Annotated in this window: 11 protein-coding genes; 1 reads left to right on the top strand and 10 read right to left on the bottom strand. The window is 72.3% G+C overall.

The genetic code is table 11. The features are described 5' to 3' along the window. Nucleotides 1-202: 202 nt before the first annotated feature. The 9 genes from prfB to AC3WRT_RS12645 form a co-directional block, all read right to left on the bottom strand. Entirely contained in the window at nt 203-1,315 is a 1,113-nt protein-coding gene (prfB, locus tag AC3WRT_RS12685) for a peptide chain release factor 2 (protein WP_492722382.1), read from the bottom strand. Nucleotides 1,316-1,499: 184 nt separating this feature from the next. After that, entirely contained in the window at nt 1,500-1,958 is a 459-nt protein-coding gene (locus tag AC3WRT_RS12680; protein WP_492722380.1) for a lamin tail domain-containing protein, read from the bottom strand. A 200-nt stretch (nt 1,959-2,158) separates the two neighbouring features. Continuing rightward, a complete protein-coding gene (locus AC3WRT_RS12675) occupies nt 2,159-2,665 on the bottom strand; it encodes a pilus assembly protein TadG-related protein (RefSeq protein WP_492722378.1) in 507 nt (168 codons plus the stop codon). Then, nucleotides 2,662-3,141, bottom strand: a complete 480-nt coding sequence (locus tag AC3WRT_RS12670) for a pilus assembly protein (protein WP_492722376.1) — start codon at nt 3,139-3,141, stop codon at nt 2,662-2,664. Before AC3WRT_RS12670 ends, AC3WRT_RS12675 begins: the two co-directional genes overlap by 4 nt. Further along, a complete protein-coding gene (locus tag AC3WRT_RS12665) occupies nt 3,138-3,662 on the bottom strand; it encodes a TadE/TadG family type IV pilus assembly protein (RefSeq protein WP_492722375.1) in 525 nt (174 codons plus the stop codon). Before AC3WRT_RS12665 ends, AC3WRT_RS12670 begins: the two co-directional genes overlap by 4 nt. Further along, entirely contained in the window at nt 3,659-3,874 is a 216-nt protein-coding gene (locus tag AC3WRT_RS12660; RefSeq protein WP_492722430.1) for a hypothetical protein, read from the bottom strand. The genes AC3WRT_RS12665 and AC3WRT_RS12660 overlap by 4 nt, the downstream gene beginning before the upstream one ends. A 51-nt stretch (nt 3,875-3,925) precedes the next feature. Next, nucleotides 3,926-4,903 (bottom strand): type II secretion system F family protein, encoded by a 978-nt coding sequence (locus AC3WRT_RS12655; protein ID WP_492722374.1) that lies wholly within the window; start codon nt 4,901-4,903, stop codon nt 3,926-3,928. Continuing rightward, the gene (locus tag AC3WRT_RS12650) at nt 4,900-5,769 is read right to left on the bottom strand and encodes a type II secretion system F family protein (protein WP_492722372.1); all 870 of its coding nucleotides are present in this window, start codon (nt 5,767-5,769) and stop codon (nt 4,900-4,902) included. The genes AC3WRT_RS12655 and AC3WRT_RS12650 overlap by 4 nt, the downstream gene beginning before the upstream one ends. Then, nucleotides 5,766-7,004, bottom strand: a complete 1,239-nt coding sequence (locus AC3WRT_RS12645; RefSeq protein WP_492722370.1) for a TadA family conjugal transfer-associated ATPase — start codon at nt 7,002-7,004, stop codon at nt 5,766-5,768. The genes AC3WRT_RS12650 and AC3WRT_RS12645 overlap by 4 nt, the downstream gene beginning before the upstream one ends. Before the next feature lie 280 nt (nt 7,005-7,284). On the opposite strand from AC3WRT_RS12645, the gene AC3WRT_RS12640 reads away from it, so the two are divergent. Further along, the gene (locus tag AC3WRT_RS12640) at nt 7,285-11,673 is read left to right on the top strand and encodes an FtsK/SpoIIIE domain-containing protein (RefSeq protein WP_492722369.1); all 4,389 of its coding nucleotides are present in this window, start codon (nt 7,285-7,287) and stop codon (nt 11,671-11,673) included. A 123-nt stretch (nt 11,674-11,796) separates the two neighbouring features. On the opposite strand, the gene AC3WRT_RS12635 is transcribed toward AC3WRT_RS12640, so the two are convergent. Next, nucleotides 11,797-12,723 (bottom strand): DNA-3-methyladenine glycosylase family protein, encoded by a 927-nt coding sequence (locus tag AC3WRT_RS12635; protein WP_492722367.1) that lies wholly within the window; start codon nt 12,721-12,723, stop codon nt 11,797-11,799. Between the last annotated feature and the right edge of the window lie 45 nt (nt 12,724-12,768).

The raw sequence follows: 12,768 nt of genomic DNA, 5'->3' as shown, positions 1-12,768 counted from the left end.
CAGCGGGATGGCGGATCGGCGGGACTGTGGCCACGGAACGGCACGCGCCGGCATACGTCGGCTGAGCGTGCACGGAACCGCCTACGAGGCTACGTGGCGCTGGGCGCTTCGCCCGGGAACGAGGCCGCTCCGGCGTGGCGGCTGCCAGCGACAGCACCGGCGTGGCGCCACTGGCGTGCGGGACCCTGGGCCGTCCGAGGACTCAGTCCTGCTGTCGGTTCTGGCCGATCTGCCAGCGGATGCCGGACTCGATGAAACCGTCGATGTCGCCGTCGAAGACCGCGCTCGGGTTGCCCGTCTCGTACTCGGTGCGCAGGTCCTTGACCATCTGGTACGGGTTGAGCACGTAGGAGCGCATCTGGTCGCCCCAGCTCGCCTTGACGTCGCCCGCCATCTCCTTCTTGACGGCGGCCTCCTCGGCCTTGCGCTGCAGCAGCAGGCGTGACTGCAGGACGCGCAGCGCGGCGGCGCGGTTCTGGATCTGGCTCTTCTCGTTCTGCATCGACACGACGATGCCGGTCGGCAGGTGCGTCATGCGCACTGCGGAGTCGGTCGTGTTGACGCTCTGGCCGCCGGGGCCGCTGGAGCGGAAGACGTCGATCTTGAGCTCGTTCTCGGGGATCTCGATCGAGTCGTCGGACTCGATGAGCGGGATGACCTCCACCGCGGCGAAGCTCGTCTGCCGACGGCCCTGGTTGTCGAAGGGGCTGATCCTCACGAGGCGGTGCGTGCCCGCCTCGACGGAGAGGTGGCCGAACGCGTACGGCACGTTGACCTCGAAGGTGGCCGACTTCAGGCCGGCCTCCTCGGCGTAGGAGGTGTCCATGACCTTTGTCGGGTAGCCATGGCGCTCGGCCCAGCGCAGATACATGCGCATGAGCATCTCGGCGAAGTCCGCGGCGTCGACGCCGCCCGCGCCCGAGCGGATCGTGACGACGGCCTCGCGCTCGTCGTACTCCCCCGACAGCAGCGTGCGGACCTCCAGCTCGCCGACGTCATTCCTGAGGGTGGCGAGGTCTCGCTCGGCCTCCTCGAGGGTGGCGGCGTCGTGCTCCTCCTGGCCCATCTCGACGAGCGTCTCGAGGTCGTCGATGCGCGCATCCATCCCCATGACACGGTCCCGCTCGGAGTTGGCGCGGCTCAGCGCGCTCGTCACCTGCTGCGCCTGGTCGGGGTTGTCCCACAGGTCGGGGGCTGAGGCCTGCTCCTCGAGCTCGCTGATGGTGCGGGCGAGCTCGTCGAGGTCCGTGACCCCGCGCACGGATTCCATCGTCGCGCGCAGGTCCTTGATCTCTTGCGTGAAGTCAACAGCCACGATCGGACAGCCTACGGCAGCGCGCACGCGGTCTGCGCCGGTCGAAGCGCCGGTCGAAGCGCTGGTCGCGATGCCCGGCCGCCACCGGCGGAGGTGGCCGGGACGCGGATCGGGCCCACGGCATACGCCATGGGCCCGATCCGATTGCGCTGCAGGCTCCCCCGGTTGGGGTCGGACACGAGAATCAGCAGTACTTGACCGTGCCGGAGCCCTTCCAGGTGCACGTGTCGACCGTCGTGCCGGAGGCGTTCTTCAGGTATGCCGTGTCGCCGGTGTTGTTCCAGACGTACCAGGCCCTGTTGTAGTAGCGGTTGGTCGACGTGGCGGAGCCCTTGCCGGTGTGGACGGTGACGCTCGCCCCGGCCTTGAGCGTGAAGGTCGGGAAGCGGTACGTGTAGCCGGTCTTGTCGCGCAGCGTCCACCCGGTCAGCACGCGGTTGCTGCGCGTGGTGTTCTTGATGACGACGTACTCCGCGTTGAGGCTGGTGTTGCCGCCCCTGTCGGCTCCGGGCGAGTCGTACTGGACCTTGTAGACCATGATCGCCGGCAGCGCCTGGGCGGAGCTCGCCGCAGCGATGGGGGCGGCCACGGCGAGTCCGAGGCCGGCGGTGGCCACGAGGGCCTTGGTGAAGAGGGTGCGCATCGGTTCCTTGTCTTTCGTCGCGGCCCGGCGGCCGCGGCACGTGCGGATGGCGCCGCCCGTCGGACGGCGCCATGTCTTCCTGACGCGACGCACCACGCCGCCGCGCTCGGACGTGCTGGACGGCGTGGGGCGTCGACGACGGACGCTAGTGCCCCACCGGTCCTGGTGTGCCCGTTATGGGGAATCTGCGCAGATCTTGCTCACCCAAGCGGCGCGCGGGCCCGGGAGGTCACGGTGATGGTGACGCTGCCGCCCAGCGACTCGAGCACCCACCCACTCATCGGCAGGGTCGCGGTGCCCTGGAGGGTGACGACCGCGGTCGCGCCGTCCGCGCTGCCCGTGTCGGGGACGACCGACCACGAGGTGATGCCCGGAGGCAGCGGGGTGCGGGCCAGATGCGCCCACGCCGCTTCGGCGACGGACGCGTCGGTGATGGCCAGCCGGTCGAGCACACCCTTTTCGTATGCCGTTCGTTCGTCGAGCGCGTCGGCGGCGTCGAGTGCGGCGGAGTCGGCCGCGTCGAGCAGGCGCATCCGGGCCAGCTGCGCGGCCGTCACGTCGATGGTGCCCAGCACGAGCAGGGCAGCGAGGACGAACAGGCCGAGGGCCAGGACCCCGATCTGACCCTCGTCCCGCCGAGGCAGCGACACGTGCGCGCGCCGGGGTCCGGCGCCGAGGGCAGCCAGCCGGGCGGCATACGTCCTCATCGCGCCACGAACCGGTCGACGGAGGCGACGTGCGTCGAGGAGATCGTCACGGAGCTGGGCAGGTGCGCCGCGATGAAGTCGGGCACGAGGGGCAGCTGCACGGTGATCGTCGCGGTCGAGGTGACCGCCCCGTCCGGGCGCAGGCACGGCGCCGCGTCGCACGTCACGGCGACGGAGGAGCTGTCCCCGAAGTCGAAGTCCGAGAACGCCAAGGACGCCGCGGCACGCGCACGGGCATAGCCCTCGTCATCGGACGCGGCCGTGACGAAGGCCCGTCCGGCCTCACGGCCGGCAAGGGACGCCGAGAAGGACGCCGCCTGCAAGCGGGCCGCGGTGAGCACGAGGTAGGTCAACGGCAGCAGGAGCAGCATGCCCAGGACGATGAACTCGATGATGGCGCGGCCGTCGTCCCCCGCGCCGGGCGCGGCCCTCCGTCGAGCGGCAAGCCGGGCCAGCAGCCGTCGAGGGGTGTTCACTGCTGCCCTCCACCGGCCACGACCTGCTCCTCGCTGAACGCCCGGCCGGACACCCGGAGGCTGCCGGACGGTCCGATGGGTCCGATGACGGGCAGGGGCGCCGAGACCCGCACCTCGACGACGCGCACACCCGAGGCCGTGACGGCGCGGGCGGCCGAGACGTCCTGTGCGAACGCAGCGCTCAGGGACGACGCGATGAGCGCCTGCGTACGAGCCACCCCGTCTCCCGGCTGGGCGTCCGCACGAGCGCCGAAACGGGCACCCTCGGACGCGGCGGAGATCAGGGTGTTGCGGACGTAGAGCGCGAGCCCCACCTGGAAGACGCCCATCGCCACGAACAGCAGGAGCGCGGCGACCATCACGAACTCCGCCACGGCAGAACCGCGCTCGCCGTGGCAACCGTCGTCATGAACCCCGCACGAGCCTGCCTGCCGCTGTCCCTTGAAACTGGAGCGCAGCTCGAGGCGCCCGAGCAGCCGCCCGAGGTGCAGCGCCTCCAGCTCGGGACGCCCTCGCCTCACGGGCCCTTGACGTCCGAGATGGCGTCGCTGAAGAGCTGGCCGAGTTGGGGTCCGGCGATGGCCCAGAGGGCGGTGACGAGGCCTGCGGTCATGATCGTGATCAGGACCCAGCCGGGGACGTCGCCGCGGTCACGGGGACCGGTGATGCGCCGGCGCATGGAGTCGACGGCAGCCCCTGTAGCGCGGACGTGGGCGGTGTTGATGAGTTTCATTCTCTTTCTCCCTGTGGATGTGCCTTGGTGTCGGACCCGATGACCGGGTGTTCAGAGCTTGAGGTGCAGGAAGCTGAGTCCCGGATAGAGGGCGAACAGCACGGTGACCGGCAGCGTCAGGAAGACGATCGGCACCATCATGTAGATCTCCTTCTTGCCGCCCTGCTCCATGAGCGTGCGCCGGCCGTCCTCGCGAACGTCCTGCGCCTGGGCGCGAAGCACCTCGGCCAGCGGGGTGCCTCGCTCGACCGCGACGACGATCCCGTCGACAAACCGGGTGAGGCTCATCAGGCCTGTGCGGTCGGCGAGTCCCTGCAGTGCCGTCGGAAGGTTCGCTCCGGCGCGGGCGTCGGCGAGACACCGCCGCAGCTCGTCGGACAGCTCGCCGTGGGAGAGGCGGCAGACACGTTCCAGGGCTCCCACGGCTCCCTCGCCGGCACTGACAGCCAACGCGAGCAGTTCTGCGACCGTGGGGAACTCGGTGAGCATGCGGGCCTCACGACGCGCCGCAGCGCGGCTCAACAGGTAGTCGCGGGCCGCAACCCCGCCGAAGATGCCGACGACGACCATGGACACCAGGACGGGCACGGGAAAGCGTCGTTGGGCGACCGCGACGACAGCGGTGAAGACGAGGCCTGCGAGGCCACCAGCGGCCCCCGCCATGACCTGTTCCGCGCGGAAGCGTTCCACGTCGGCGGCCTGGCCCGCCCTCAGCTGTCGTCGGGCGACCGACTCCGCGCCGCCGAGCACGGAGCCGACCCCCGCGCCGACGCGTGCGAGGTACGGGGCGAACAGCTCGCCGAAGCCGAAGAGTCCCCGCGCCGGCGCCGGGCGGGAGAGCAGGGTCGAGGGGCGCGGCGTGTCACGCAGGTAGGGCTCGAGACGGTCAACGAGCGTCGGTCGACGACTTGCGGGCAGGCCTGCGACGACGAGAGCAGCCCCGGCGAGCAGCAGCACGCCGGCAAACGCCCCCGCCCACGACCAGCCATCGAAGAGCAGGCCTCCCAGGCGGTCGGCCAGCCCGTTCACCGCAACACCCGCTCTTCCTCGGGGAGCCGCCCGATCCAGACCATCGCCCGGTAGGCCACCAGGCAGAGGGCCGCCCCGACGGCGAGCACGACCCAGCCGGTCGGCGACGAGTAGGCCGCGAGCGAGCTGCCGTTGAGCGCGAGCAGACCGAGGATGACCCAGGGCGCACCAGCGGCCAGGCGCGCCGCGTTGACCGTCCAGCTCTGCCTGGTCTCGAGCTCGGCACGGGTGCGGGCGTCCTCGCGGAGGAACGACGACAGGGTGCGAAGCAGCTTGCCGAGGTCGCTGCCGCCGACCTCCCTCGCGATGCGCAGCGACTCGACGATCCGATCACCGACCGGGTCGCTCAGCCGGTCCTTGAGCCGATCGAGGCAGTCGTGGAAACGCCCGCTCGTCCGGTAGTCCTCCGCGAACGCCTGGAAGGCCGGCCGCAGGTCAACCGGGCCGCGCACCGCCAGTTGGGAGAGCGCCTCGGGGAGCGCCAGACCAGCGCGCACGCCCGAGGAGATGTTGTCGACGACGTCCGGCCACAGGTCGCGCAGCTTGTTGCGCCGCTTGCGCGCTCGCACCCTCACGAGGGACAGCGGCAGGGCGCCGGCCATGAGGCTGAAGCACAAGGCGATCGGGATGACGCGGGTCAGCGCCAGCACGAGCAGGAAGGCCATCACGAACAGCACGACCGAGATGAGCAGGACGTTGCCCGGCGTGAGCGAGGCATAGCCGGCCTGGTTGAGGTGGTCGCGCAGCTCCACCATGAAGCCTGTCCGGTCCTCCCTCTCCTGCTGCGGCTCCTGCGGCCAGCATGACCAGTAGAGGAAGAAGGCACCGGCTCCGAAGATGATCCCGATGACGAGCGGCGAGATCATGGGTCCACTCGTCCGAGCAGGGCGGTCACGTCATAGCCGGCACGCTCGAACGCCTCGCGGTGCGGCGGGAAGCCGTCGGCGCGCCGCAGGACGCCTCCCCGCGTGACGAAGAGGTCGGCGATCTCGATGACGTCGCCCTCCGCCCGCCCGGGGACGGCGACGATCTCGCGGACCCGCCGGACTCCGTCGCGCTCGAGAGCGACGTGCACCACGACGTCGACCGCAGCGGCGACGGTCGGCACGACGAACCGGCTCGCGACGTTCTCCCCGGCCAGCAGGGGCAACGTGCACATCTTCGTGACGGCTTCGCGGGCGCTGTTGGCGTGCACCGTGCACATTCCGGGCACTCCACTGTTGAGTGCGATGAGCAGGTCGAGGCTCTCCTCCTGCCGGACCTCTCCGACGATGATCCGCGAAGGACGCATCCGCAGCGCCTCCTTGACGAGGCGGCGCAGCGGGACCTCTCCGGTGCCCTCGAGGCTGGGCTGGCGACACTGCATCGCGGCGACGTCGCGCTGCGGGATCTTGAGCTCGAAGACCTCCTCGCACGTGACGATGCGCTCACGGGGAGGGATGGCGGCTGCGAGGCAGTTGAGCAACGTCGTCTTGCCGGCCTGCGTGCCCCCGGCGACGAGGACGTTGAGGCCGCTCGCCACGGCAGCTTCGAGGAACGTCGCCGCCTGCCGCGGCATGGTGCCCAACCGGACGAGGTCGTCCAGGTGGTCGGCCTTCACGACGAACTTGCGGATGTTGACCTGCCAGTGCGTCCGGCTGATGTCCGGGATGACGACATGCAGGCGAGAGCCGTCAGCGAGGGTGGCGTCGACGAACGGGCTGCTCAGGTCGACCCGGCGGCCGCTGCTCCGGAGCATCCGCTCGACGAGGTCGCGGACGTCCTCGGCCGACAGGATCGTCGGCGTGAGCTCGGCGATCCCGCCTCGCGCCACGAAGATCTTGGAGGGCTCGTTGATCCAAATCTCCTCCACTGCAGGGTCGTCGAAGTACTGCTGGAGCGGGCCATAGCCGGCCACGACGGCGAGGATCGAGTGGACAGCGAGGCGTTGGTCGCCGAGCGACGGGAGGCCGCCGTGGAGCGATCGTTCGTCGTAGTCCTGGACGGCGTCCTGCACCAGCCGGCGCACGGCCTTGGTGTCGCTCGCAGGGTCCAGTCCCGAGCGGCGGATCAGCTCGCGGACCTCGCCCTCGACGTGGCGCACCGCTTCCTGTGTCGACATGCGTTCCCCTGAACACTGTGAGTTGCTACGCGGGACATCGTGCCCGGCTCGGCCGGATCTGTCGCGTCCAAGCTAGGACAGGTCCGCGGCGACCGGGGCGCGCCATCCACAGGTGACTCCTGACGCGGACCGGGGCTGCCGGCGGTCCCCTGCCCCGAGGTCCGGGGCACCCTACTGGCTCCTCGCCCGCGCCCGCCGCCGTGCTCCACACCTGTGCACTCAGCGCGTCGCTCCCGGCGTCCGGGCGCTCTGATGGGATACCCACGAAGAGGAGGACCGGGTGCGCCTGAACCTGACCGTCATCGACCCCGGCTGTCCCGAGGAGCCGCCACGGCACGTGCTGGTCGAGGCTGCCGCGGGCACGACCTTCGGTGAGGTGCGTGCCCGTCTGGTTGAGGTCGTCGACGTCGCCGAGCTCGCCGGCGTGTCCGCCAACCTGGAGGTGCGGTTCCGGGCCGGAGGCCGCCTCCTCGCCGACGACGACGTCCTCGGCCGGCCACCGCTGCTGCGTGGCGCCCTCCTCGCGGTGGCGCGAACCAACGACGCAGGAGCGCCGGAGCGAGGCGCGGGCCCCGGCGCCGTCGAGCTTCGCATCGTCAGCGGCATGGGCGCCGGCCGTTCCGTTGCCCTGGGTCGCGGCGAGCACGTCATCGGCCGGGCGGCCTCGGCCCAGGTGCGCCTCGAGGATCCCGGGGTGTCCCGGTCGCACGCCGTGGTGGCCGTCTCTGCCGAAGAGATCCGCGTACGGGACCTGCAGCCGACGAACCGGTCGCGCCTGGACGGCGAGAGGCTGCCCCCTGAGGGAGCTGTCCTCGAGGCGGGAAGTCACCTCACGGTGGGCTCGACGACCCTCGTGCTGGGGCAGCCGGACGTGCGCCCCGGACACCACGACACCGTGGCCGGCGAGGTCAGGGTCCACCGCCCGCCACGGTTCATGGACGCCCCGGCGAGTCCCCACGTCGTCTTCCCGGAACCACCGAGCCGTCCTGCGCATGGTCGGGTGCCGCTGCTGGCCTCCCTCGCACCACTCGTGCTCTCTGCCGTGCTGGCCACGGTGCTCTCGTCACCGGCCCTGCTCCTCTTCGCCCTCATGTCGCCGGTGCTGCTCCTCGGTCAGTGGTGGAGCGACCGCCGTGCGGGTCGCACGTCCTACCGGCGGCAGGTGCGCGACCACCAGGTCCTGCTCACGCAGGCGCAGCAGGACCTGGCCGCTGCGGCACGCAGCGACGCGATCCGGAGGCGGGAGGAGCAGCCCGACCTCGCCTACCTAAAGGCGGTCGTCCAGCGCCGTGGAACCCGGCTCTGGGAACGGCGCCCGTCCGACCCCGACCACCTCGTGTTGCGCGTCGGCACGGCCCGACAGCCCGCGCAGGTTCAGCTGTCCGGACCCGCGCCCGGAGCGCCCGAGGTGCCCGACCTCCCCGCCCTCGTCGACCTGGCACGCTGCCAGGTCGTCGGCGTCGCCGGACGCCGATCGCACACGCTGTCACTGGCGGGCGCCCTCGTCGAACAGATCGCCACGTGGCACACCCCGCGTGACGTGGGGCTCACGGTGCTCGCCGACACCGAGAGGCACACCCGGGACTGGGAGTGGGCCGCTCACCTGCCGCACCTGCGCGACCGCGGCGAGCTGCCGGCGCGCATCACCGGCGGCGCATCGGTCGGCCGTCACGTGGCGGAGCTGCGGGCGCTCGTGGACGGCCGCCGGACCGCCATCGAGTCCACGTGGTCCCGAGCTGAAGGACCGCCGCCCCCGGACATCGTCGTCGTGCTCGACGGCGCGAGCGCCCTGCGCGCCGTCCCCGGCGTCGCCGAGCTGCTCCGCGACGGTCGACAGGCCGGAGTCGCCGTCCTCTGCCTCGACGCCGACGTCACCTCGCTCCCGGTGGAGGCGCGCGCGTCCGTCCACCTCGACGAGACCGGTCTGACGGCCACCATCCGCGAGGACGGCCGAGTCCTCGCCGCCGTCGTGCCCGACCTGCCGTCGCGCGGCTGGCTGGAGGTGACGAGCCGCGCCATGTCGCCCTTCGTCGACGCCACCCCGGAAGCCGGTGGCCGGGCGGCACTCCCCCGACAGGTGTCGTTCGTCGAGGTGCAGCGCGAGTCGGGCACCGACCCTGCGACCGCGGAGGGCATGGCGCAGTCCTGGTCGACCGGGCGAGGTCGGCCGACGGCGCTCCTCGGACGGACCACCGAAGGGCCCCTGTCGGTCGACCTGGCGGCCGACGGCCCGCACCTGCTGGTCGGCGGCACCACCGGCTCCGGCAAGTCGGAGCTGCTCCAAGCGCTCGTGGCCGGTCTCGCCGTCAGCAACCGCCCTGACGAGATCAACTTCGTCCTCGTCGACTACAAGGGCGGCTCGGCCTTTCGCGCGTGCGCTCGGCTGCCCCACACCGTCGGTCTCGTCACCGACCTCGACGCGCACCTGACGTCACGCGCGCTCGTCTCGCTCGAGGCCGAGATGAAGCGTCGCGAGCGCCTGCTGGCGCGCGCCTCGGCGCGAGATCTCGATGACTACCAGCAGGCCGCTGCCGTATGCGCCGAGCTTCCCCCGCTGACCCGGCTCGTCATCGTCGTGGACGAGTTCAAGGCCCTCGCCGACGAGCTGCCCGACTTCGTCGCCGGCCTCGTTCGCGTCGCGGCGCTGGGCCGCTCGCTGGGGCTGCACCTCGTGCTCGCGACGCAGCGTCCCGCCGGGATCGTGTCCGCCGATATGCGCGCCAACGTGGCCCTGCGGATCGCACTCAGGGTGCGCGACCGCGCCGACAGCGAGGACGTCGTGGAGTGCGCCGATGCCGCGTCCCTGGATCCGCGTACGCCCGGGCGGGCCTGCCTCCGAGCCGGCGACGGGGGGCTGAGCACCGTCCAGACCGCCTACCTCGGACGCCCGCTCGCCGATGCCTCGACGGCCCTCTCGACGCGGGTCTCGAGGTGCGATCTCCTCGGACCGCCGCGCGACACCGTCGCCGGCGGGGATCCCGAGCAACGGGTCAGGTCGTTCCGAAGCGAGCTCGACGTCGTCGTCGACGCGGCCAACGCCGCCGCGACAGCGCTCGGCGCCCACGCCGCGCCGCCGCCGTGGCTTCCTCCGCTCCCGACCTTGCTGACGACCGCCGCCCTCGAGGACGACTCCGCAGGGCAGGCCGGACCGGGGCTGACAGGCGCGAGCGACCGGGGTGTGCGTCTGGGTCTGCTCGACGTCCCTCGTGAGCAGCGCCAGGAGGCGCTGAGGTGGCGGCCCGACGGGGACGGGCACCTCGGTATCGCCGGCGGTCCTGGAAGTGGTCGGACCACCGCCGCGATCTCGATCGGGCTGGAGCTGGCCCGGCAGCACGCCCCGCGGACCCTCCACCTCCACGTGCTGCAGGGCGTCGCCGGGCCCGGCGGTCAGCTCGAGGCCCTCCCGCACGTCGGCACCGTGGCCGACGCCTCCGATCCCGCATTGTGCAGACGGCTGGTCTCGCGCCTGCTCCGCATCGTCGACGGCGATGAGCCGGGCCCCCCGCTGACCGTGGTGCTCGTCGACGGGTGGGAGTCGCTCGAGGAGTCGTTGGCAGGCCTCGACCACGGCGCCACGGTCGACGACCTGCACCGTCTCCTGCGCGACGGGCCCTCCGCTGGAGTGTGGTTCGTCGTGACCGGTGGCCGGGGCATCCTCTCCGGCCGGCTGCCCGGCGTGCTGCAGCGCCGACTGGTCCTGGACATGCCGGATGCCCTCGACCTCACTCTCGCCGGCATCCCACCCACTCTCGCGGCGGTCCGGCGACCACCCGGAAGGGCCATCGAACTGCGCACCGGCCTCGAGCTACAGCTGGCCGTGGCCGCCGCGGACGCCTCCGCCGAGGCGTTCGCCCTCGCGCTGCGACGACTGGCTGCGGACGGGGGCGCGGAGTCGGGCGGCGAGTCGCCCAGGAAGGACCTGTCGCTCGTGCACCACCCGTGGCGCATCCGGGCGCTCCCAGGGCAGGTCGACCTTGCCGACCTCTACGAGCTCGACGACCGCCCGTCCCGCCCGGACGAGCTCCTCCTCGGGGTAGGAGGGGACGCCGCCGAGGCGGTTGCGCTCACGCCGGCGCCGGGTGCCCGCCGCATCCTCGTGGCCGGTCCTCATCGCTCGGGGCGCTCCACGACGCTCGTGACGATCGGCGAGGGCCTCGTCCGCCAAGGGCGCCCCGTCCTGGTCGTCAGCCCCCGCCGCTCCTGCCTCACGAGCTGGGCCGAGACCCGCTGCCGCCCGTTGCTCACCCAGCAGGACGCCGACGAGCTCATCGCCGCTCGGCCGGCCGACCCGGACCTCTGTGTCCTCGTCGACGACCTGGAGCTCGTGGACGGCAGCCCGGTCGAGGCGGCGCTGCTTGAGACTGCCCGTCTCGTGGACGACACGGAGGGCATCATCGTCGTCGCGGCCGAGCTGGCCCGGGCCAACGGCGCCTTCCGGGGCCTCGTCCCCGAGGTGGCCCGGGACGGGTGTGGCGTGCTACTCGGGGCGACGTCCCCGACCGACGGTGACGTCCTGGGGGTGCGGCTCGAGGTGGGGGGCGTTCGGAGGCCGGGGCGCGGCCACCTGGCGGTACAGGGTCTGGCCCTGCCGGTCCAGATCGCACAGCTCACGCTGGGGACAGCGCACGAGGCCCCGTTTCCGGCACCGGCTCAGCACCCGAGCCGGTGAGCTGCCGCCCGGTGTGCACCCGGTGATCAACGCGGGAGCACCGACGCCACGGACTTCTGCGCTGACGCCGGGGCCGGCGTTCCACCGGTGGCCGGCCGTCTGGCGTCTCGAGACGTATGCCGTTCAGCGGCGGCGCGTGGGCAAGTGCGTCCGCGCAGGCATCCGGGCCCCCCGGCGCGGGCGGCGTTGACCGGCCAGGCCGAGCAGCAGCTGCACCCGGTAGCGGTGGCCACGGTACGGCTCGAGCAGCTCGGCGAGCCCTGCGTCATCGACCGGTGTCCCGGTGAGGGCCCAGCCGATGTCCTTGGCGACGTGGTAGTCGCCGAACGAGACGGAGTCAGGGTCCCCCAGGGCCCGCTGCGCGACCTCGGCGGCCGTCCACACGCCCACCCCGGGAAGGGCACGCAGCCGACGGTGAGCCTCGGCGACCGACATGGACGCGCCCTCCTCCAGCCGGCCGGCATACCGCGCCGCGCGCACGACGGTCGTCGAGCGGGCGCCGTCGACGGACGCCTGCAACCACGCCCACGACGGGATCGCCGCCCACCCGGCCGGGGTCGGCGGGGCCATGAGCCCGGGGAACGGGCCCGGCGCGGGAGTGCCGAACCGCCTCACGAGCCGGCGGTAGCCGGCGAACGCCTCCTGACCCGTCACCTTCTGCTCGATCACGGCAGGCACGAGCGCGTCCAGCACCAGCCCGGAGCGCGGCACCCGCCAGTGCGAGAAGCGGCGCCAGGCGTCGGCGACGACGTCGTGGTGCGGCACAAACCCTGACGGGTCGTCCTCGTCGCCGAGCAGGGCCGGGACCGACTCGAGCAGCCACTCGGCGCCCGGGCCCCACGCCTGCGCGTGCACCTCCGCCCCTTCCGCCAGACAGGCCAGGTGGAGGGTGCCGACGCCCGCAGGAGTGCGGGCCGCCCGGGTCACCGAGCCGTCGCGTCCGAACCACGACGTCGGGTCCCCCGCCCCCCGTCGGAAGACCCCGAGCTGGGCGCGCAGCGAGATCTCCCGGCCGCTGCGCCAGACGCGGGTCGACGGTTCGGACACCACACCATCCTCGCCTACACTCGGCACGGTCGTTGAACGCGACGACAT

The organism is Terrabacter sp. FW104-15G4B (assembly GCF_058790095.1).
Note: the sequence above shows the minus strand (reverse complement) of the source record. Positions and strands in the feature narration are given on the sequence as shown.